17 protein-coding genes are annotated in these 22,245 nt (G+C 62.3%); 11 read left to right on the forward strand and 6 right to left on the reverse strand.

The window, feature by feature from the left end:
• Window positions 1–4: 4 nt before the first annotated feature.
• The 4 genes from AC0IYS_RS24455 to cqsA are packed head-to-tail and all read right to left on the reverse strand — an operon-like array spanning window position 5 to window position 5,051.
• The gene (locus AC0IYS_RS24455; protein ID WP_471707601.1) at window positions 5–1,972 is read right to left on the reverse strand and encodes an acyl CoA:acetate/3-ketoacid CoA transferase; all 1,968 of its coding nucleotides are present in this window, start codon (window positions 1,970–1,972) and stop codon (window positions 5–7) included.
• A 27-nt stretch (window positions 1,973–1,999) separates the two neighbouring features.
• The gene (locus AC0IYS_RS24460; protein WP_471707602.1) at window positions 2,000–3,316 is read right to left on the reverse strand and encodes a DNA recombination protein RmuC; all 1,317 of its coding nucleotides are present in this window, start codon (window positions 3,314–3,316) and stop codon (window positions 2,000–2,002) included.
• Between the two features lie 4 nt (window positions 3,317–3,320).
• Window positions 3,321–3,719: a group II truncated hemoglobin gene (locus AC0IYS_RS24465; RefSeq protein ID WP_471707603.1), complete on the reverse strand. Its 399-nt coding sequence runs from the start codon at window positions 3,717–3,719 to the stop codon at window positions 3,321–3,323.
• A gap of 54 nt (window positions 3,720–3,773) precedes the next feature.
• Window positions 3,774–5,051: an alpha-hydroxyketone-type quorum-sensing autoinducer synthase gene (gene cqsA / locus AC0IYS_RS24470; RefSeq protein ID WP_471707604.1), complete on the reverse strand. Its 1,278-nt coding sequence runs from the start codon at window positions 5,049–5,051 to the stop codon at window positions 3,774–3,776.
• 145 nt (window positions 5,052–5,196) lie between these two features.
• Here cqsA and AC0IYS_RS24475 point away from each other — a divergent pair, with 145 nt between their 5' ends.
• Both AC0IYS_RS24475 and AC0IYS_RS24480 read left to right on the forward strand, forming a co-directional pair.
• Window positions 5,197–6,498: a sensor histidine kinase gene (locus AC0IYS_RS24475; RefSeq protein ID WP_471707605.1), complete on the forward strand. Its 1,302-nt coding sequence runs from the start codon at window positions 5,197–5,199 to the stop codon at window positions 6,496–6,498.
• 5 nt (window positions 6,499–6,503) lie between these two features.
• Window positions 6,504–7,514 (forward strand): response regulator, encoded by a 1,011-nt coding sequence (locus AC0IYS_RS24480; protein WP_471707606.1) that lies wholly within the window; start codon window positions 6,504–6,506, stop codon window positions 7,512–7,514.
• Between the two features lie 33 nt (window positions 7,515–7,547).
• Here the strand turns inward: AC0IYS_RS24480 and AC0IYS_RS24485 are convergent, their stop codons facing one another.
• Window positions 7,548–10,085 (reverse strand): ABC transporter permease, encoded by a 2,538-nt coding sequence (locus AC0IYS_RS24485; protein ID WP_471707607.1) that lies wholly within the window; start codon window positions 10,083–10,085, stop codon window positions 7,548–7,550.
• Window positions 10,086–10,220: 135 nt separating this feature from the next.
• Complete coding sequence (locus tag AC0IYS_RS24490; RefSeq protein ID WP_471707608.1) at window positions 10,221–11,234, reverse strand: adenosine deaminase; 1,014 nt, start codon at window positions 11,232–11,234, stop codon at window positions 10,221–10,223.
• A gap of 543 nt (window positions 11,235–11,777) precedes the next feature.
• Here AC0IYS_RS24490 and AC0IYS_RS24495 point away from each other — a divergent pair.
• The 9 genes from AC0IYS_RS24495 (at window position 11,778) to AC0IYS_RS24535 (ending at window position 22,241) form a co-directional block, all read left to right on the forward strand.
• Window positions 11,778–13,700 carry a PrkA family serine protein kinase gene (locus AC0IYS_RS24495; RefSeq protein ID WP_463454627.1) on the forward strand — a complete coding sequence of 641 codons (1,923 nt, stop codon included), beginning with the start codon at window positions 11,778–11,780 and terminating at the stop codon, window positions 13,698–13,700.
• 73 nt (window positions 13,701–13,773) lie between these two features.
• Window positions 13,774–15,042: a YeaH/YhbH family protein gene (locus AC0IYS_RS24500; RefSeq protein WP_471707609.1), complete on the forward strand. Its 1,269-nt coding sequence runs from the start codon at window positions 13,774–13,776 to the stop codon at window positions 15,040–15,042.
• Between the two features lie 36 nt (window positions 15,043–15,078).
• The gene (locus AC0IYS_RS24505; RefSeq protein ID WP_471707610.1) at window positions 15,079–16,629 is read left to right on the forward strand and encodes a SpoVR family protein; all 1,551 of its coding nucleotides are present in this window, start codon (window positions 15,079–15,081) and stop codon (window positions 16,627–16,629) included.
• Between the two features lie 516 nt (window positions 16,630–17,145).
• Entirely contained in the window at window positions 17,146–17,808 is a 663-nt protein-coding gene (locus tag AC0IYS_RS24510; protein ID WP_471707611.1) for an energy transducer TonB, read from the forward strand.
• Window positions 17,809–17,894: 86 nt separating this feature from the next.
• Window positions 17,895–18,824 (forward strand): MotA/TolQ/ExbB proton channel family protein, encoded by a 930-nt coding sequence (locus AC0IYS_RS24515; RefSeq protein WP_218147382.1) that lies wholly within the window; start codon window positions 17,895–17,897, stop codon window positions 18,822–18,824.
• A gap of 6 nt (window positions 18,825–18,830) precedes the next feature.
• Complete coding sequence (locus AC0IYS_RS24520; protein ID WP_471707612.1) at window positions 18,831–19,259, forward strand: ExbD/TolR family protein; 429 nt, start codon at window positions 18,831–18,833, stop codon at window positions 19,257–19,259.
• Between the two features lie 57 nt (window positions 19,260–19,316).
• Entirely contained in the window at window positions 19,317–19,748 is a 432-nt protein-coding gene (locus AC0IYS_RS24525; RefSeq protein WP_471707613.1) for an ExbD/TolR family protein, read from the forward strand.
• Between the two features lie 72 nt (window positions 19,749–19,820).
• Window positions 19,821–21,044, forward strand: a complete 1,224-nt coding sequence (locus AC0IYS_RS24530) for a tetratricopeptide repeat protein (protein ID WP_471707614.1) — start codon at window positions 19,821–19,823, stop codon at window positions 21,042–21,044.
• Window positions 21,045–21,224: 180 nt separating this feature from the next.
• Complete coding sequence (locus AC0IYS_RS24535) at window positions 21,225–22,241, forward strand: bifunctional riboflavin kinase/FAD synthetase (RefSeq protein WP_471707615.1); 1,017 nt, start codon at window positions 21,225–21,227, stop codon at window positions 22,239–22,241.
• Window positions 22,242–22,245: the final 4 nt, after the last annotated feature.

The following is a 22,245-nucleotide window of genomic DNA, read 5'->3' on the forward strand; positions in this document are numbered from 1 at the left end:
CGGACTACTCGTCCTGCCTTAACCGCAACAACGCCTCGGCCGAATTGGCGAACAACGCCGCGTCCTTCTCGATGCGGCGGAACGCCCGCCCCAAACTGGCGCGCATGAAGGTGCTGTGCGCGTAGCGCGTCACCTTGCTGTAATAGCGCTCCGCCAGCTGGTTGACCGCCTCCACATACTGGTCCATCAAGTCCGGCGCGATTGAGAAATTGTCGTAGTTGATCACCGCCGGCACCTTGCGCCCCAACGGCGCCAGGCGCTCCGACACCAACTCGCCAATGCGCTCGATGGTCGCCGCGTCGCCCACCTCGAAACCTTCGAAGTTCACAAAGAACAGCTGCTGCTGCGCGTCGTACACCAGCCGCTGCTCCAGCGGCCGCGCGAGGAAATCGACCCGCCAATTCATCGGCAGCGGCCCGAAAATACGCGCGTCCATCAACTTGAGCTCCGCGCCGATCGAAGGCTTGAAATCCATCTGCGCCAGAATGTCTCGCTCCAGATCGACGCCGGGCGCGATCTCGATCAACTCCAGTCCCGACATGCCGCCGTCGATCACCAGCTTGAACACGCAACGCTCGGTGACGAACAAGGCTTCCTGCCCGCGCCGCGCGGCATACTCGCCGCTGTAGGTGCGATGCTCGACTTCCTCGACGAATTTGCGCGTGCGCCCCTTGTCGGCGGTGAAGGTGCCGACAAACACCACCTTGCGCGCGTTCTGGCTGATGTTGATGAAGCCTCCGGCGCCGGCCAGCTTGCTGCCGAATTTGCTGACGTTCAGGTTACCGTGCCGGTCCGCCTGCGCCAGGCCGAGGATGGCCACATCGAGTCCGCCGCCATCGTAGAAATCGAACTGGTAGGGCTGGTCGATGATGGCGTCCGCGTTGGTGGCAGCGCCGAAGTTCAAGCCGCCGGCGGGCAGGCCGCCGATCACGCCCGGTTCGGCCGTCAGGGTGACCAGGTCGAGCAGCTTCTCCTCCGCCGCGACATTGGCCACGCCCTCCGGCATGCCGATGCCGAGATTGACGACGTTGTTCGGCCGCAGTTCCATCAGGGCGCGGCGCGCGATGATCTTGCGCTCAGACAGCGGCATCGGCGCCATCGCCGACAAGGCCACGCGCAGCTCGCCGGCGAAGGCCGGGTTGTAAGGCTCGGCGAAGGTCTGCATGTGATACTCGGGCTTTTCGGCCACCACCACGCAGTCGACCAGTATCCCGGGTATCTTGACCTGGCGCGGGTTGAGCGTGCCACGCTCGGCGATCCGCTCGACCTGCACGATGACGATGCCGCCCGAGTTGTGCGCGGCCATCGCGATGGCCAGCGCCTCCAGGGTCAGCGCCTCGCGCTCCATGGTGACGTTGCCGTTGGCGTCGGCCGTCGTGCCGCGGATGATCCCCACGTGCACCGGCTGCGCCTTGTAGAACAGGTATTCGCTGCCGCCCATGGTTGCCACTTCCACCAGCTCCTCGGTGGTGCGGTCGTTGATCTTGCCGCCGCCATGGCGCGGATCGACAAACGTCCCGAGGCCGACGTGCGTGAGCAATCCGGGCTTGCCGGCGGCGGTGTCGCGAAACAGCTGGCTGATGACGCCTTGCGGCAGGTTGTACGCTTCGATCTTGCCGCCGATGGCCAGCTGCTGCAGCTTGGGCACCAGGCTCCAGTGGCCGCCGACGACCCGTTTGAGCATGCCCTCGTGCGCCAGGTGATTGAGCCCGCGATCCTTGCCGTCGCCCTGCCCGGCCGCGTAGACCAGGGTCAGGTCGCGCGGATGGCCGCCGCCGTCGGACGCCGGCGCCAGGAAGCGCCGCTCCAGCGCCACCGCGATATTCTCGGCGAAACCGACACCGACAAAACCGCCGGTGGCGATCGTGTCGCCGTCGCGTATCAGGCTGACCGCGTCGGCCGCGCTGACGATCTTGTTGCGCTGGACGGCCGGCATGCCGACGGTGGAAAAATCAAGGCTACGTCCTGGCATGATCGGCTCCGTTGTTAATCCCGCTTTTTAATCGGTCTCAAGATCTGTTTTATCCAGTTCAGGCCCCAGCAGCAACTGCGCCGCCTCGCTCGGCAGCGCCTCCACCGTCTTGAGCTTGCGCGCCATCTGGCGGCTGCGGGTCTCCGCCGATTCGATGTTCTTGGCGGCGCGCTCCAAGGTCAGCTTGGTCGCGGCCAGCACGTCGCCGAACTTGGCGAACTCCGTCTTGACGGCGCCGAGCACCTGCCACACTTCCGACGAGCGCTTCTCCAGCGCCAGCGTGCGGAAACCCATCTGCAGGCTGTTGAGCAGCGCCGACAAGGTCGACGGCCCGGCGATGCTGATGCGGTGCAGCCGCTGCAATTCATCGGCCAGGCCGGGACGGCGCATCACTTCCGCGTACAGCCCCTCGGTCGGCAGGAACAGGATGGCGAAATCGGTGGTGTGCGGCGGCGACACGTATTTTTCCGAGATCGTCCTGGCCTCGCCGCGCACCGCCCGTTCCAGCTCGCGCCCGGCCAGCGCCACGCCTTCCGCGTCGGCGCGGTCGGCTGCTTCCAGCAAGCGCTCGTACTGCTCCTTGGGGAACTTGGCATCGATCGGCATCCACACCGGCGCCCCGCCCTCCACCTGGCCCGGCAGCTTGAGCGCGAATTCGACGCGCGCGCCGCTGCCGGCGATGGTCTCGACGTTCTTCGCATACTGCTCCGGCGTCAGTACCTGCTCGAGCAGCATCTCCAGCTGCACCTCGCCCCAGGTGCCACGGGTTTTGACGTTGGTGAGCACCCGCTTCAAATCGCCGACGCCCAGCGCCAGCTGCTGCATCTCGCCCAGGCCCTGGTGCACGCGTTCGAGCCGCTCGGACACCTGCTGGAACGAGGCGGTCAGGCGCGTCTCCAGGGTCGCGTGCAGCTTCTCGTCGACGGTCTTGCGCATCTCCTCGAGCCGCGCGCCGTTGTCAGCCTGCAGATCCCTGATCTTGGCCTCCAGCGTCGCGCGCACCTCCTGCATGCGCGCGGCGTTCGACTCGGTCAGGCGGGCCAGCGCCTGGTTCATGCTGTCGGCGAACTGCTTCAGGCCCCGGCTCTGCTCCTCGCGTCCGACCAGTCCTTGCGCCTGCAATTGACGGCGCATGTCCTCGAACTGCTGAACGGTGGCGGCGTGCGTGGTTTGCGCCGTCGTTTGCAGCTGCATGCGCACCTCGCGCTCGACGCGTTCGATGCGCTCGGCCAGGCCGGCGTCGGCCCCGGCGCCGCCGGCGCGCCCGCGCAACAGCATCACCACCTGCATCACCAAAACCATGGCCAGCGCCGCCAGCAGGACAAAAAATTCGGTCTGGGTCATCGTATCAATCCGGCTTGTTGCGCATCCAGTCGGCGGTCTGGTAGAACGACTCCATCAGCCGCACCCGCAGCGCCTCGTCGATGCCGACGTCCTCCATCGCCCACGCCATCGCGCGCAGCCACTGGTCGCGCTCCCTGGTGCCGATGGCGAACGGCATATGCCGCATCCGCAGGCGCGGATGGCCGTGCGCTTCGATGTACAGATCCGGCCCGCCCATCCAGCCGCTCAGAAACATGAACAGGCGCTCGCGCGCGTTGTCCAGGGTCGGCGGATGGGCCGCGCGCAGCAGCGCGAACTCGGTCTCGAGTTCCATCAGGTCATAAAAACGGTCGACCATCTCGCGCACGCGCGATTCGCCGCCGATCACTTCATAAAGGGTTTGTGGTTCGGTCATAACCGTCATGATAGCGCACAGCGCGCCGTGCGCGCGACGCGCCGACACAATCGTCACACCGCCCTACACCAGCGCCAGCCGGTTCAGGCGCCGCGTCGACGACCAGCTCTCCAGATCGACCTGCGGGCGGATGTCCTCGCACGCCTGGACGATGCGCGCCAGCTGCGAACGGTCCAGCCCGGAATTGAGCGTCAGCCGCACCAGCGAGCGGTTCTTGGCCGTGGCCGGCGCGCAGAACATGGCGCCGTAGATGCCGTGCGTCTCGAGCAGCTTGCGCAGCGCCAGCGTCTTCGGCTCCGGCCCCGGTTCCAGCGCGATGATCTGCTCGCTGCCCTCGCTGACGTTGTAGCCGAGCGCGCTCAAATCCTCACGCAATTCCAGCGAGCTCGCGTGCAGGGCGGCGCGGCGGTCGTCGGCGGCGGCGACAAAGTCGATGGCGGCGTCGAACCACGCCAATTCATGGCCCAGCAGACAGGAGCTGAAAATGGCCGGTCGCGACTCCGACAGGAAGTACCCTTTGAACTTGCTCGAACAGGTGATGAAGCCGGCGCGCCCGGCGAAGGCCTTCGCCAGCGACGCCGTGCGGAAATGGACGCGCTCGCTTAATCCTTGCGCCGCCACCAGCCCGGCGCCGCGCGGCCCGTGCGTGCCCAGCGAATGCGATTCGTCGACGATCAGCAGGCAGCCGTACTCCTCCGCGATGGCCACCAGCTCCCGCAGCGGCGCCAGGCTGCCGTTGGTGCTGTAGAGCGCGTCGACGGCGATCAGCCCGCGTCCATGGCGCGCCAGCTGCTTGCGCAGATGCTGCATGTCATTGTGCAGGAACGACACCGGCGTCGCCCCGGCCGACTGCACGCCCTCCCACAGCGACGCGTGGGCCTGCATGTCCAGGTACACCGGGATGCCGGGCGCGGCCAGCGTTTGCACCAGGCCGACATTGGCGGCCCAGCCCGATTGGGCCAGGATGCCGTCCTGCGCCCCCATCAGCGCGGCGAACTTGCGCTCGAGCCGATGCTGGGCGCTGCCCTCCTGCAAATACACGGCCGACATCAGCATGTCGCCCCCGCTGTCGCGCAGCGCCGCGATCTGCGCCCCCACCAGCGCCGGCTCGCCGCCCAGGCACAAGTAATCGTTGCCGGCCAAGAACACGGCGCCGCGCGGCGTCGGCTGCCACGCGTGCGGATGCTCGCCGCCCAGCAACTGCGCGATGCGGATGACGTAATGCTCGTCCATGCGGGCATTGACGTAATCCGGCATCGCCTGCTCGGCGGAGATGGACAGGCCATGGGACAGCGCGGTGGCGTTGCCACGGATGCAGGTATCAGCAATCGCTTTGGACATTTTATTATCTCCTCAAAAATTGAAAGGTTGCTATTTGTGAATCTCATGTCGCACCTTGCAGGAAATAAAGAGAGAGAGATTGATACAAATCAACTTGTGATTTGATATGGCCGAGCCCGGTTCAATTTCAGGCGATGATGCAAGCTTGAACCACGTCACATTGACCATGAAGCATCCCCTGCAAGCACGCTGGAAACGTTGGCAACACGGAGTGGTCCAGTCGCTGCTGCTTTATCATGGCCGTGAGGACCACGCGACCGTGCGCGTGCTGCTGCTCGCCTGCATCGGCACGGTGGGCATGCCGCTGTACTACGTGATCTGGCAGCATTTTTTCCCGCAACAATATGAAAGCCTGCCGCTGCGCATGGTCGGCATCCTGTTGTGCGCGCTGGGCCTGTTCGCGCGCCAGTTCACCCGCCGCATGCTCGACCTGTACCTGCTGGTCGCGCTGAGCTACATCTTTCCGTTCTTCTTCACGTTCATGTTCGTGATGAACCAGGCCTCGGGCGTCTGGGGCGAATCGCTATTGATCGGCCTGGTCGTGCTGTTCCATTTCGATACCGGCCTGGCGCTGCGGGCCTATCTGATCGGCACCGCGCTGGCGTGCGCCGCCGTCGTCGCGCTCGGTGAAACCGCCATCCTGCTCAGCAAGCCGGTGTTGCAGCAGTTGCCGGTGCACTGGTTCACCATTGCCGTGCTGTCGGCGGCCAAGATCAGCCGCAATGTGCTGGCGCAGGAAAAACTCGCCGGCCTGGGCGCGGGGCTGGCCACCGTCGCCCACGAGCTGCGCACGCCGCTGACCAGCGTGGACGCCAACGTGCGCGGCCTGCTCAGGTTGTTCTCGGACATCAACGGCCGGGTGGCCGAGGACCGGCTCGGCACGATCGACGCGCTGGCGCGCATCCAGTTCGAGGTGCGGCACATGAACCACATGATCGACCTGTTCCTGCTCAGCGCCACGGCGGTGCGGCAAAACCTGCGGCCGGTCGAAACGGTGTCGATGGAAACGGTGGTCGAGGCGGTGCTCAAGCGCTATCCGTTCTCCAGCACGGGCCAGCAAAAAATGGTCAGCCTGGAGGTGCGCCACAACTTCCGGTTCTCCGGCCAGGCCGAGCTGTCGGTGGTGATCCTGCTCAATCTGCTGCGCAACGCCCTCAAGGCGGTGCAGCGCGCCGGCAAGGGCCGCGTGCGCATCGTCGTCGACGGCGCCCACGAGCCGCCGCGCCTGCTGTTCATCGACACCGGCTGCGGCATCCCGGCGCCGCAGATGGCGCTGATTTTCCGCCGCTTCTACTCCTACCCGCCGCACAACGGCGCGGGGATAGGCCTCGCGCTGTGCCAGGAAATCATGGAAGCGTGGAACGCCACCATACGCTGCGTGTCGCGCGAGAGCGCGTACGCCATCTTCGTGCTGGAGTTCCCCCAGCAGCTGCCCACTCCAAGGTGAATTCAATGCATCTGCCCGTCTATTCCCATCCCACGCTGACCGTGCTTGTCGACGACAGCGACTCTTTCCTCAAAAGCCTGTCGTTCCAGCTCGATCCCATGCTGGCGAGCAAAACCTTCCACGACACCTCGGTCGCGCTGCAATGGCTGCGCCAAAGCGAAGCGCACGACGGCGTGCTGCTGCAGGTGAACTTCGACATGCAAAACCTCACCGGCGACCAGTGCAACGTCGCGCTCGACCTCGAGCGCATCTACCGCATCGGCGAGCAGCGCCGGCGCTTCGCCACGCCGTCGGTGCTGGTGATCGACTATTCGATGCCGCAAATGAACGGGCTGGAGTTTTGCGAGGCGGTCAGCCACCTGCCGTGCAAGAAGATTTTGTTTACCGGTACGGCCGATGAAAAGATCGCCGTCAGCGCCTTCAACCGCGGCCTGATCGACCGCTACATCAAAAAGAGCGACGACCACGCGCTCGACATCCTGGAAGTGGAGATCGCCGCGCTGCAGCGCAGCTATTTCGACGACAAGTCGGAAACCCTGCGCGAGCTGGTGCTGCTGCATAACTACCATTTCCTCGGCGACCCGGTGCTGGCGGGCCTGGTGCAGCATCTGATGGCGTCGATGGGATTTGTCGAGCACTACATTTTTCCGAATCCGACCGGCATCCTGTTCCTCGACAAGCACGGCAAGGCCAAGCTGATGATGATCGAGACCGAGCAAGGCATGTACGCGCAGTACGAGATCGCCCGCGACAGCGACGCGCCGCCGTCGTTGCTCGACGCATTATTGGCGCGGCGGGTGTTGCCGTTCTTTTCGGATGCGGAGGGGGATGGGATGTACTCGCGCGAAGTTGGCGACAGCTGGCACCGCTACTGCGCGGCGCCGCAGCTGTGCCAGGGGCGGGAGACGTATTATTGGGCGCTGTTCGACCTGCCGGCGCATTATTTCGACAAGCTGCCATATGCGTATGCGCAATTTTTGAAGGAGCACGCGGCGCAGGAAAGCGTGGCCGCCTGATTCATTGGCCGCCGACGGCGCATCGATGGCGGATTACGCCTCGCGCAAAGTCTGCAACGGCGGCTGGCGCAACACATTGCGCAAGCCCAGCCAGCCGCCGGCGATGGCGCACACCGCGCCGGCCACCAGCCCGACCAGCCACACCGACGGACTGAACACCCAGGCGAACTTGAACTGATACGTCGCCAACGCCCACCCCATCGCCGCCGCGCCCGTCGCCGCCAGCACACCCGACAGCGCGCCCACCAGCGAGAACTCGATCAGCTGCGCCTGCGACAGCTGCTTGCGCGTCGCCCCCAGCGCCCGCAACAAGCCGGACTCCCGCGTGCGCTCATCCTGCGATCCCATCAGCGCCGCGTACAGCACCAGCAAGCCCGAGGCCAGGGTGAAGATGAACAGGAATTCGATCGCCGTCACCACCTGGTCCAGCACCGACTGCACCTGGCGCAACAAGCCGCCGACATCGACGATCGTCAAATTCGGGAAATCGCGCGTCAACGCGTTCATCACCCCGCCCTGCGGCGGCGGCAGGTGGAACGCCGTGATCCAGCTCTGCGACACTTCCCGCATCGCCGCCGGATTGATAATCACGAAGAAATTGACCCGCATCGAGCCCCACTCCAGCTTGCGCAGGCTGGTGATGGTCACGTCCACCGGCGCCCCCGCTATGTCGAAGCGCAACTTGTCGCCCAACTTCCAGCGCAAGGTCTTGGCGATGCCCTCCTCCACCGACGCCTCGGCCGAGCCCGGCGTATCGCTAAACCACTTGCCGGCACTGATCTTGTTTTCCGCCTGCATCTGCGCCATCGTCGACAGATTGAACTCGCGGTCGGCCAGGCCGCGCGCGCGGTCTTCGGTATAGGTCTCGGCCGTGATCGGCTGGCCGTTCACCGCCGTCAGGCGGCCGCGTATCATCGGATACTGCGGCGCGTAGCTGACGCCGGCCGCCTCCAGGCGCTTGGCGACCTGCTCGCGCTGTTCCGGCTGGATATTGATAATGAAACGGTTCGGCGCGTCCGGCGGCGTGGCGTTGCGCCAGGCCGACATCAAATCCTCGCGCACCACGGTCAGCACCAGCAACGCCATCATGCCCAGCGCCAAGGACACCACCTGCACGATGGTCGCGCCGGGACGGCGTTGCAGCGAGGTGATGGCGAAGCGCCAGCTCTGATGGTCGATCGCGCCGCGCAGCGGCTTGAGCGCCTTCAACCCCAGCCAGGCCACCAGGCCGAACACGACGAAGGCGCCCAGGAAGCCGGCCGCCGTGTACGCCGCCAATTGCGCGTCGCCCGCCTGCCACAGCAGCAGCAAGCCGAAGCCGCCCATGCCCAGGCCGTAGGTGGCCAGCGCCGCCACCTGCGGCGCGTCCTGCTCGCGGCGGATCACGCGGTTGTGCGGCACTTTGCGCAATTGCAGGATCGGCGGCAGCGCGAACGCGGCCAGCAAAATCATGCCGATGGCCAGGCCTTGCAGCGCCGGATAGATCGTCGGCCCCGGCAAATCGGCCGACACCAGCTTGCCCAGCACTTCGAGCAGCACATAGTGCGCGCCGAAGCCGACCGCCACGCCGATGGCGCTGCCGACCAGGCCGACCATCAGGAATTCATACAAATACATCGACGTCACCTGGTTCTGCGTCAGGCCCAGGCACCGCAGCATGGCGCAGGCGTCCAGATGGCGCTGCATGAAGCGGCGCGCGGCCATCGCCACCGCCACGGCGGCCAGCATCGCCGACAGCAGGCCCACCAGCGACAGGAAGCGGTCGGCGCGGTCCAGCGTGTTGCGCATTTCCGGACGGCCGTTTTCCAGCGATTCGACCCGCACGCCCTTGATGTTGTCGGCCTTGATCTTGTCGTCGAGCGATTTCTGGAAGGACGCGGCGACGGCCGGGCCGTTGGCCAGCGTGGACGGCGCCGCCAGCAACAAGCGGTAGGTCACGCGCGAGCCGGGCTGGATCAGGTCGGTCGCCTGCAGGTCCTGCAACGCCAGCATCACGCGCGGCGCGAAGGCCAGGAAGTTGGCGCCGCGATCCGGCTCGGAGGCGATCAACTGGGCGATCCTGAAGGTCTTGTCGCCCAGTTTGAGGTTGTCGCCAACCTTGGTGTTCAGGCTGCCCAGCAGGCCGGCGTCGATCCACACGGTGCCCGGTGCCGGAATGCCGGCGGCCGGGGTACCGTAGCTTTGATCGGCCTGGGCCGGATCGGTGGTCAGTTTCAGCTTGCCGCGCAGTGGATAGCCGGGGCCGACCGCCTTGAGCGAGGCCAGCATCGAGGTCGACTGTTCGCCCTCGCCCGCCTGCGCCATGCTGGGGAAGACCACGGTGTCGGTCACCACCAGGCCGCGCCGCAGCGCCTCGGCGCGCCACGCCGGAAACACCGGGTTGTCGGCGCTGATGACGACGTCGGCGCCGAGCAACTGGTGCGCATCACGGTCGAGGCCGCTACGCAGGCGGTCGACGAAGAAACCGGTGGCCGACAACGCCGCCACCGCCACCGTCAGCGCGATCAGCAGGAAGCGCAACTGGCCGGCGCGCCAGTCGCGCGCCGTCATTTTCAGAGCAAGCTTGAACATTCACATCTCCATTTTTAACCGGGCCGGCAAGAATACGCAGGGTCACGTAGGGCGGATTAGCGCAGCGTCATCCGCCAAGCGCTGTCGGCGGCTCATGGCGCATTACGCGCTGCGCGCTAATCCGCCCTACGGTACTTACACAGCGACTGTGGCGAAGTAGGCGTCCACTTCGTCCAGAAACTTCTGTTTCTCGGCCGGCGGCAGGAAGGCGGCGGCAAAGCCGTTGCGCGCCAGCCGCTGCGCGTGCGACAGGCCCAGCGGCAAGGCTTCGAAGGTGGCGATGAAGTTGTCGTTCATATAGCCGCCGAAATAGGCCGGATCGTCGGAGTTGACGGTCGCCACGATGCCGGCGTCGAGCAGTTCGAGCAGGTTGTGCTGACCCATGTGCTGGAACACGCACAGCTTAACGTTCGACAACGGACACACCGTCAGCGCGATCTGCTCGCGCGCCAGGCGCTGCGTCAGCGCGGCATCGTCGAGGCAACGCACGCCATGGTCGATGCGCTCGACCTTGAGCACGTCGAGCGCCGTTTCGATGTACGCCGGCGGACCTTCCTCGCCGGCATGGGCAACCAGCCGGAAACCGAGCTCCTTGCAGCGCGCGAACACGCGGGCGAATTTCTCCGGCGGATTGCCGAGCTCGGATGAGTCGAGGCCGATGCCCATGTATTTGTCGCGGTACGGCAGCGCCTCTTCCAGGGTGGCGAAGGCGTCCTCCTCCGACAGGTGGCGCAGGAAGCTCAGGATCAGGGTGGCGCTGACCGGGCTGTCCTGGCAGGCGCGGTGGATGCCGTCGATGACGGTCTTGATCGGCACGCCGCGCGCGGTGTGCGTCTGCGGATCGAAGAAGATCTCGGTGTGGCGCACATTGTCGGCTTCGGCGCGCTGAAGATAGGCGGCCGTCATGTCGTAGAAGTCCTGCTCCTGCAGCAGCACGCTGGCGCCCGCGTAGTAAATATCGAGGAACGATTGCAAATCGGTGAAGGCATAGGCGGCGCGCAAGTCCTCGACCGACGCGTATGGCAGGCTGACATTGTTGCGCCGCGCCAGCGCGAAGATCAGCTCCGGCTCCAGCGAGCCTTCGATGTGGATGTGCAGTTCGGCCTTCGGCATGCCCTCGAGGACGGCGCGCAATTGTGGGTTCAACATGTTCTTTTTCCTGATACGGGTGACGTTAGCTGAACATCTTATCTTATCCCGGCTTCGGGCTCATCGCGGCCGTTCGCGCGGTGCGACAGCGGGCGCCGACTTGCGGCAAAATTTATCTATTATGAGGCGCGATCAGCACGGCGCGCACAGGCATGATACTGTGGCATTAGTGTGGTAAAAACGAGCTAAAAAAATGCCATAAGACTCACGGGAAATCTCGGAATTCTCGCAATAATATTCTTTAAAATCAGCAAGTTACGAAAGAGTATTAACGATATTACGACATATCTTTTGACTTCCTGCAGCAATAGAGCAATAATAAATTTCATAGACGTAAGAAGCATTACGACCAACACATAAAAGCCGTCCACCGGCATGCAGCCAGCGGCAATAAAGCCAGCTCAAGGACACGGGCAATCCGTGCCATCAAAGGAAGCTGGACACAAGAAAAATAAGATCGAAAGGAAACACACAATTTAGGGCCAGGGCAGCCGCAACTGCCGGTGACCCGTGACTAGTAGGCTTACATTAAAGGACACCCAAATGACCATTTTTGACAACTACGCAGCACGGTACGAACGGACCAAGGAAGAAGAGATGTCCATGAAGGAATATCTCGAACTCTGCAAAAAAGATCGACTCACTTACGCGAGCGCCCCCGAGCGCATGTTGGCCGCCATCGGCGAACCAACCCTGGTCGACACCCGCAACGATACCCGGCTGTCCCGCATTTTTGCCAACAAGGTCATCAAGATCTATCCGGCGTTCCGCGAGTTCTACGGCACCGAGGAAGTGATCGAGCAGGTGGTGTCCTACTTCCGCCACGCGGCGCAAGGGCTGGAGGAACGCAAGCAGATCCTGTATCTGCTGGGTCCGGTTGGCGGCGGCAAATCGTCGATTGCCGAAAAGCTCAAGTCGCTGATGGAACACGTGCCTTTTTATTGCCTCAAAGGTTCGCCCGTCAACGAATCGCCGCTGGGCCTGTTCAACGAACAAGAGGACGGCGCCATCCTCGAAGAAGACTTCGGCATCCCGCGCCGCTATCTGCGCAACATCCCCAGTCCGTGGGCCGTCAAGCGCCTGCACGAATTCAACGGCGACATCAACCAGTTCCGCGTGGTCAAGCGCTACCCTTCGGTGCTGAAACAGGTCGCCATTTCCAAAACCGAGCCGGGCGATGAGAACAACCAGGACATCTCCTCGCTGGTCGGCAAGGTCGACATCCGCAAGCTCGAGGATTATTCGCAGGACGATCCGGACGCCTACAGCTACTCGGGCGGCCTGTGCCTGGCCAACCAGGGCTTGATGGAATTCGTCGAGATGTTCAAGGCGCCCATCAAAGTCCTGCATCCATTATTGACGGCCACGCAGGAAGGCAACTACAAGGGCACCGAGGGCTTTGGCGCCATCCCGTTCGACGGCATCATCCTGGCCCACTCGAACGAGTCGGAATGGAAAACCTTCCGCAACAACCGCAACAACGAAGCTTTCCTTGATCGTATCTACATCGTCAAAGTGCCGTACTGCCTGCGCGTGACCGACGAGATCAAGATCTACGACAAGCTCGTGGCCAACTCGTCGCTGTATCAGGCCCCGTGCGCGCCCGGCACCCTGAAGATGATGGCGCAGTTCGCGATCCTGTCGCGCCTGAAGGACCCGGAGAACTCGAGTATTTTCAGCAAGATGCTGGTCTACGATGGCGAAAACCTCAAGGATACCGATCCGAAGGCCAAGTCCATGCACGAGTACGTCGATTACGCCGGCGTCGACGAGGGCATGAACGGTCTGTCGACGCGCTTCGCGTTCAAGATCCTGTCGAAGGTCTTCAACTTCGACAACACCGAAGTGGCGGCCAATCCGGTCCACCTCTTATATGTGCTGGAGCAGCAGGTCGAGCGCGAGCAGTTCCCGCCCGAGACCGAGCAGAAATACTTCTCGTACATTAAAGAGCACCTGGCGCAGAAGTATGTCGAGTTCATCGGCAAGGAAATCCAGACCGCGTATCTCGAAAGCTATTCCGAGTACGGCCAGAACATCTTCGACCGCTACGTCACGTTCGCCGACTTCTGGATCCAGGACCAGGAATACCGCGATCCGGACACCGGCGAAAGTTTCGACCGCGAGTCGCTCAACAACGAGCTGGAGAAGATCGAAAAGCCGGCCGGGATTTCCAACCCGAAGGATTTCCGCAACGAGATCGTCAACTTCGGCCTGCGGGCGCGCGCCAATAATGGCGGCAAGAATCCCGCTTGGACCAGTTATGAGAAATTCCGCACGGTGATCGAGAAGAAGATGTTCTCCAATACGGAGGAACTGCTGCCGGTGATTTCCTTTAACGCCAAGGCCAGCGCCGAGGACGCCAACAAGCACGCCGACTTTGTCGCGCGCATGGTGGAAAAAGGCTATACGGCCAAACAGGTCCGCTTGCTGTGCGAATGGTATTTGCGCGTGAGGAAGTCCTCTTAAGCAGTATTGCCGCAGCCGCGCCGCCACGGCGGCGGCCGGCGCGGCGCCGACCCATCGCAGCAGGAGGCTTCTTTTGACTTACCTCATCGATCGACGTTTGCAGGGCAAGAACAAATCCGCGGTCAACCGCGAGCGCTTCTTGCGGCGCTACAAGTCGCAGATCAAGGACGCGGTGGGACGGGCCATCAAGGGCCGCTCCATCACCGATATTGAAAACGGCGAAAAAGTCTCGATCCCCGTCAAGGACGTGGGCGAGCCATCCTTCGGACACGCCCATGGCGGCGTGTGGGAAACCATCAACCCGGGCAACCAGGAATACCTCAAGGGCGACCTCATCAACCGGCCCAAGGGCGGCGGCGGGTCCGGCCGCGGCAAGGCGGGCAATAGCGACCAGATGACCGAGGATGACTTCATCTTCGAGCTGTCGCGCGAAGAGTTCATGAACTATTTCTTCGAGGACCTGGAACTGCCGCACATGGTCAAGACGCAGCTGACCGCGACGACCGAATTCAAGAACCAGCGCGCCGGCTATAACATGTCGGGCACGCCGTCCAACATCCATGTGCTGCGCTCGTTGCGCGGCGCGCTGGGCCGGCGCATCGCCGTCGGCGGCAACTCGCGCAAGCGGCTCGAGGAAGCCGAGGCCGAGCTCGAACAACTGCTGCTCGACGGCGAGCCGCTCGACGCCCCGCACGTGGTCGAACTCAAGAAACTGATTCACCACCTGCACACCCGGCTGCTGGCCATTCCCTTCATCGATCCGTTCGACCTGCGCTACAGCAACCGCATCAAGGTGCCCAAGCCGATGACGCAGGCGGTGATGTTCTGCATCATGGACGTCTCCGGTTCGATGGACGAGACCCGCAAGGACACGGCCAAGCGCTTCTTCATCCTGTTGTACCTGTTCCTCAAGCGCGTCTACGACAAGATCGAGGTGGTCTTCATTCGCCACCACACGGCCGCGGCCGAGGTGGACGAGGAGGAATTCTTTCACTCGCGCGAGTCAGGCGGCACGGTGGTGTCGTCGGCGCTGCACCTGCTCGACAAGATCATCGAGGAACGCTATGGCGCCGGCAGCTGGAACAGCTACGTGGCGCAGGCCTCGGACGGCGACAACTGGGACAACGACTCGGTGCTGTGCCGCCAAATGCTGATCAACACCATCATGCCCAAGGTGCAGTACTACACCTATGTCGAAATCACCGACGGCCCGCCGCAAAACCTGTGGGAGCAGTATTCACAGGTGCCGGACCACCACGCCAACTTCGCCATGCAGAAAATAGTCACGCCGGCCGATATTTATCCGGTGTTCCGCGAACTGTTCAAGAAACAGCCGAAATAGGCGGCCGCGCCCGGCCGCCCACCTAGCGAGCGCCCCATGAACGACATGACGCACCCTCCCTCCCCCAAGCCGCGCCATCCGCGCGCCCTGCCCGAGCAGTCCGAATGGACGTTCGAACTGATCGAGCAAGCCCACCAGGAAATCCGCCGGGTCGCCGAGAACTTCGGCCTCGACACCTATCCGAACCAGCTTGAAATCATCACCGCCGAGCAGATGATGGACGCCTACACGTCGGTCGGCATGCCGGTGTCGTACAACCACTGGTCGTTCGGCAAGCATTTCCTGTCGACCGAGAAGGGCTACAAGCGCGGCCAGATGGGCCTGGCGTACGAGATCGTCATCAACTCCGATCCGTGCATCGCCTATTTAATGGAGGAGAACAGCCTGACCATGCAGGCGCTGGTGATCGCGCACGCGGCCTACGGCCACAACTCCTTCTTCAAGGGCAATTACCTGTTCCGCACCTGGACCGATGCCGAAGCCATCGTCGACTACATGGTGTTCGCGAAGAACTACATCGCCGAGTGCGAGCAGCGCCACGGCATCGACGCGGTCGAACTGCTGCTCGACTCCTGCCACGCGATCCAGAACTACGGCGTCGACCGCTACAAGCGCCCGGCCAAGCTGTCGATGATGGAGGAACGGGCGCGGCAGAAGGAACGCGAGGCCTACGTGCAATCGCAGATCAACGACCTGTGGCGCACCCTGCCGCGCCGCGAGGAGGAAGAGGCCGAAAAGGCCGCGCCGCGCTTCCCGCCCGAGCCGGAGGAAAACCTGCTGTACTTCATCGAGAAATACGCGCCATTGCTGGAGCCGTGGCAGCGCGAAATGGTGCGCATCGTGCGCAAGATCAGCCAGTACTTCTATCCGCAGCGCCAGACCCAGGTGATGAACGAGGGCTGGGCCACCTTCTGGCACTACACCATCCTCAACCAGTTGTACGACGAGGGCGTGATCGGCGACGGCTTCATGATGGAGTTCCTCAAGAGCCATACCAACGTGGTCTACCAGCCGCCCGTGAACAGTCCTTATTACAGCGGCATCAACCCGTACGCGCTGGGCTTCGCGATGATGACGGACATCCGCCGCATTTGCGAGAACCCGACCGCCGAGGACCGCGAATGGTTCCCCGACATCGCCGGCAGCGACTGGCGCAAGACCCTCGACTTCGCGATGCGCAACTTCAAGGACGAAAGCTTCATCGCCCAGTACTTGTCGCCCAAACTGATACGCGAGTTCCACTTCTTTGCCGTGCTCGACGACGATAACAACGAGAAGCTGGCGATCTCCGCCATCCATGACGACCTCGGCTATCGTTACGTGCGCCAGCAACTTGCAGAACAATATAATCTTGGCAATCGTGAGCCCAACATCCAGGTCTGGTCCGTAAACACCCGCGACGACCGGGCCCTCACCTTGCGCCACACGCAGTTCCAGCGCCGTCCATTGAACCAGCAGGCCGGCGAGGTGCTCAAGCATGTGGCCCGCCTGTGGGGCTTCGACGTCCACCTGGAAACGGTGGCGCCGAACGGCGAAGTGGTCAGCACGATGGAGGTCAAACGGGAGAAGCGTGCCCGGGGAAGTTGACCAACATATATAGTGCTCTCGCGGGAAGCGGTGCGGTGTCAGGCACGGCTCTTGCAAGGTCTAAATCGGGGTCAGGGGCGGTGCTCTGGCCCCGGTTTTTTTTGGTGAATGCATGACGCGGGCGGGAAGTCAACAGGTTTTCACGCTTTTTGATAAATTACCTCCCGCAATAATTTCATGAACGAAACATTCACGGCCAAATTATCAACTGTTGGTAGTAAAATTACGCTGATAATATTCCGTGAATGGGCTTAAGGGAAAACTAAGTAACGTGGTAGCCCGCCATGCCCCATTTCTGCGCCGTGCACGCTTGCCCGGCGAACCAATTTGGTGCAAAGTGAGCGCTATCACATAGGAAAACCCTATGAAATTTAACCGGTTTTAGGGATGAAAATTCTATGTAAAATCAAGAATTCGTATGTATAATTCGCCGACGTCCCGGATGCGGCTGTTGTTTTATGTCGCCATTTTGGGGTTTAGTAGCAACAAAAAGAGTTGGTATTGGAGAAAGCAGGCATGAATTTCACGCACAACGAGAAAAGCACCGGGAAGAACTTTACAGGCATTACCATTGTCGTTTTGTTGCACGTCCTGGTTGCTTATGGAATCATAACGGGCCTGGGAACCCGCCTGGTGGCAAAGATGGTCGCCCCAGTGGAGACAAAGATCATCGAGGAAGTAGCACCTCCTCCACCCAAGGAACTCCCACCACCGCCACCTCCGCCAGAGATGAAGGCTCCCCCGCCACCATTCATCCCGCCAGTCGAGGTGAACGTGCAGCAGCCGCCGCCGCAGCAGAACGTGATCGCCAACGCGACCAACGTGAAGCCGCCAACGACCGAGATCCAGAAAGCGCCGCCAGCACCAACAGCGCCGCCAACCCCTGGTCCGGCCAAGGCTGTCAACGTTGCCGCGGTCGCCGACTTCAGCACTTGCGCCAAGCCGGAATGGCCGAAGTCGTCGCTGCGTAACGAAGAAACGGGAACGGTGACGTTGTCGTTCCTGATTGCTGCCGATGGCCGCGTTGCCGACTCCAAAGTCGTCAAGTCGAGTGGCTTTAGGGATCTGGACAAGGCTGCGGTCAACGGCATCAGCAAATGCCGTTTCAAACCGGGTCTGACCGACGGGAAACCGACGGAAGCGTGGATGCAGATGCAATACGTCTGGACGCTGGAGTAAAAACCGAGACAGCTGTGACGTCTCACTTAGTAAGTTTCGTTGTCATACATTCAGCGATCTGATTATTTTATCAATTTGGAGGAAGCATGTTTAAGAATACCCGTTTGTCCGCTGTACTGGCCGCTGTGCTGTTTTCCGTGACCGCAGCCACCGCCCTGGTAAGCGCCCCAGCTTTCGCTGACGCGCCAGCCTCGGCAGCTTCGGCTCCAGCAGCCGCTCCAGCGGATGCGGCAGCAGCACCAGCACCGGCAGCCGATGCCGCTGCTGCGCCAGCAGCAGACGCAGCTCCAGCAAAAGCCGCCGGCGGCCATGAAGAAGTGGAAAATCCATACGGCTTCAAGGCGGTGTGGGACGCAGGTTTCGTTTCGCGCGGCACCCTGATCATCCTGTCGATCATGTCGATGGGTTCGTGGTACATCATCATCACCAAGCTGATCGACCAGGCCAAGATCTTCAAACAGTCGAAAGAAACGTCGGCTAAATTCTGGAAAGCATCGTCGATCGCTGCTGGTTCGGCTGCCCTGAAAGAAGGCTCGCCATTCCGCTTCATCGCCGAGACCGGCACCAAGGCCACCGTGCACCACGACGGCGCCCTGCTGGAACAAATCGACCTGTCGACCTGGGTGACGATGTCGATCCAGCGCGCTGTCGACAAAGTGCAATCGCGTCTGCAAGACGGCCTGTCGTTCCTGGCAACCGTTGGTTCGACCTCGCCGTTCATCGGTCTGTTCGGTACCGTTTGGGGTATTTACAATGCGCTGATCGCCATCGGCATGTCGGGTAACGCATCGATCGACAAGGTTGCAGGTCCGGTCGGTGAAGCGCTGATCATGACCGCCTTCGGTCTGTTCGTCGCCGTTCCAGCCGTTCTGGGTTACAACTGGCTGGTGCGTCGTAACAAAGCTGCGATGGAAGATGTCCGTTCGTTCTCGGCCGACGTGCACTCGGTACTGATCTCGGGCGCCATGTCCACCAGCGAAGCCGGCCGTCTGGCTGGCGCTAAAAAGATTGGATAATTAATCATGTCGATGTCCGTAGGCTCCGATAGCGGAGACGAAGATCAAGTCATGTCGGAAATCAACACGACGCCCCTCGTGGACATCATGTTGGTTCTGCTGATTATCTTCCTGATCACGAGCCCGGTTGTTCTGAAGCTGATCAAGATCAAGCTGCCAGAAGAAACCAACCAGGTCATTCAGACTAAGCCGGAAGATGTCAACATCGTTGTGAGCAAGGATGGCGACATCTACTGGAACCAGAAGAAGATGCGCGACGCCAATGAGCTGTTCGACAATCTGAAGGTGGAAGCGGTGAAATTGCCGCAGCCGGAAGTACACGTTCGTGGCGACCAAGAAACACGCTACGAATCGATCGGCCGCGTTATTTTCACGACCCAGCGCGCTGGTATCCAGAAGGTCGGCTTCATCACCGAACCGCCTGATAAGGGTTAATCCCCGTTAGCGCACCGCAGGCCGGAACACGGCCTGCCCTTCTTAAAAGGAAACATCATGAGTATGAATGTCGGCTCTCCAGCGTCCGCCGGCGCGGATCCGGAACCAATGATGGAAATGAATATGACGCCCCTCATCGACGTGATGTTGGTGCTCATTATCATGATGATCATTACGATTCCGAAGGCCAACCACTCGGTCAACTTGAACATGCCGGTCGGCACCCCGCCGCCACCGACCAAGGACCCAGTGGTCATCACGATCGACGTTGACTTCGACGGTACGATTCTGTGGGATAACAACGTCGTTCCCGACCGCGCCTCCCTCGAAGCGAAACTGACCGAGGTCGCGGCCCAGGCCGATCAGCCGGAGGTGCATCTGCGTCCGAACAAGCTGGTCGAGTACAAGGCCGTCGCCGGTGTCATGGCTGCAGCCCAACGTCTCGGCGTCACTAAAATTGGCCTGGTCGGTAACGAACAGTTCCAATAAATTTGTTCTATGTTCAACGATAGGCAGGACCATTCCTGCCTATTTCGCATTTTGAAGAAAGAAAACTTACCCATGACCAAGTTTCGTCTCGCTCATCTCGGCCTGGTAATGGCCGCTATTGGTTTTACAGCAGCAGCTCCTATTGCAGGTTTTTCGTCGGTCGCCTACGCTGCCGAAGCGGTGCGCGCTGAAATCGGCAAACCATTGCAGGAAGCACAGAAACTGGCTGCGGCAGGAAAGAACAAAGAAGCAGTAGCAAAACTGAAGGAAACCGACTCCGTCGGCAACAAGAGCGCCAACGAAACCTATCTGATCGAACGCACCCGCGCCTCGGCCGCCGCCTCCGCCGGCGACTACGACACCGCCGCGCGCGCCTTTGAGAGCGTGATCAACTCGGGCAAGCTGTCGGCCGCCGAACAACCGAAATTCACCCAGGCCCTGGCCGGTATCTACTACCGCATCAAGGACTATCCGAAAGCGATCACCTGGATCCAGCGCGCGCTCAAGGACAATCCGAACGACGGCGCCATGCACGAACTGCTGATCCAGACCTACTACATCAGCGGCAAGTACGCCGAGGCCGCCAAGGAACTGCAAGCGAGCAAGAACCTGAACGAAGCCCAGCTGGGCATGCTGGCCAACATCCAGCTCAAGCAAAACGACAAGGCCGGCTACGTGCAGACCCTGGAACGCATGGCCGCCAGCTATCCGAAGCCACAGACCTGGGCCGACCTGCTGCAACGCGTGCAAGCCAAGCCTGGCTTCTCGCCGACCCTGTCGCTGGACGTGCTGCGCCTGCGCCTGGCCAACGGCCTGCTGACCAAGCCGTCGGAATACATGGAGATGAGCCAATTGGCGCTGCAAGCGGGTAACCCTGCCGAAGCGATCAAGATCATCAACGAAGGCTACAAAAAAGGCGCGCTGGGCACCGGTTCCGACGCAGCCCGCCACCAGCGCCTGAAAGACCTGGCCGCCAAGACCCAGGCCGACTTCGACGCCAAGCAAGCCGCCGAAGAAGCCGAAGCCGTCAAGAACAAGGACGCCGACGCGCTGGCCAACATGGGCTACGCGCTGGTTTCCGCCGGCAAGGCCGACAAGGGCCTGGCGCTGATGGACCAAGCCGTCAAGCTGGGCACCGGCCGCAATCCGGAAGCGATCAAGCTGCACTACGGTATCGCGCAATCGGTCGCCGGCAAGAAATCGGCCGCCGTGGCGACGCTGAAATCGGTCAAAGGCACGGACGGCACCGCCGACCTGGCCCGCTACTGGACCCTGGGCCTGAACAAAGCCGCGTAATCCGGCTGCGTTGGGTTCCTGAAAGCGCTGTCTGCTCCGGCAGGCGGCGCTTTTTTCCATTTCAATCGCCCAAAATCGGGCAAAAAGCCTCCTTCCCGCCCCGCCCATGCCCTTTGCGGATGTGCATCCCCGAAACAAACCGTATAATCCTCCATTTAGCGACAGTTTCCCCAGATTCCCATGAAGGTATTTCGAGGTCTCCCCAACGCAGCGGCGCGCGCGCCGTGCGCGCTTACGATCGGCAACTTTGACGGTGTCCACCTCGGCCACCAGGCATTGCTGGCCCGCGTGCGCGCCGCCGCCACCGGCCTCGGCCTGGAAGCGGCGGTGATGACCTTCGAACCGCATCCGCGCGAATTTTTCGCCAACAAGGCCGGCGATCCGTCCAAGGCGCCGCCGCGCATCGCCAACCTGCGCGACAAGCTGCAATCGCTGTCCGACAACGGCATCGACCGCGTCATCGTCGAGCACTTCTCGGCGCCGTTCGCCGCCCTCACGCCGCAGGAATTCACCGAAAAGGTGCTGGTCGAGGGCTTGCACGTCAAATGGCTGATGGTCGGCGACGACTTTTGTTACGGCGCGCGCCGCGCCGGCAACGTGCAAATGCTGCTGGAGGCGGGTAAGCAATACGGTTTCCACGTCGAGACCTTGCCGACGGTGATGAACGGCACGACGCGCATCTCGTCGTCGGCCGTGCGCGCCGCGCTCGCCGAAGGCAACTTCACGCACGCCGAGGCGCTGCTGGGCCATCCGTACGCCATCTCCGGCCATGTGATCCACGGCCAGAAATTGGGCCGCACCCTGGGCTTCCCCACCCTCAACCTGCGCGTGCCGCACCGGCCGGCGCTGTCGGGCATCTTCATCGTCCAGGTGCACGGCCTGGCCGAGCACCCGCTGGCCGCCGTCGCCAGCCTGGGCGTGCGCCCGACCGTCGACGACAGCGGCCGCGTATTGCTGGAAGTGCACGTGTTCGACTTCAACCAGGGCTGCTACGGCAAGCAGGTGCGCGTCGAATTCCTGCAAAAGATCCGCGACGAGGAAAAATACGTCGACCTGCCGACCCTGACCGCCGCCATCCACCGCGACGCCGACATCGCCCGCGCGTACTTCGCGCAGCGCGACGGTGCCAGGACCGGCGCCACGACCGCCGCCACGGGCGACCTCATTAGCGCGACCAACGCCACCGACCGAATTTGAGCGC

It is taken from the genome of Duganella sp. AC237 (assembly GCF_979254035.1).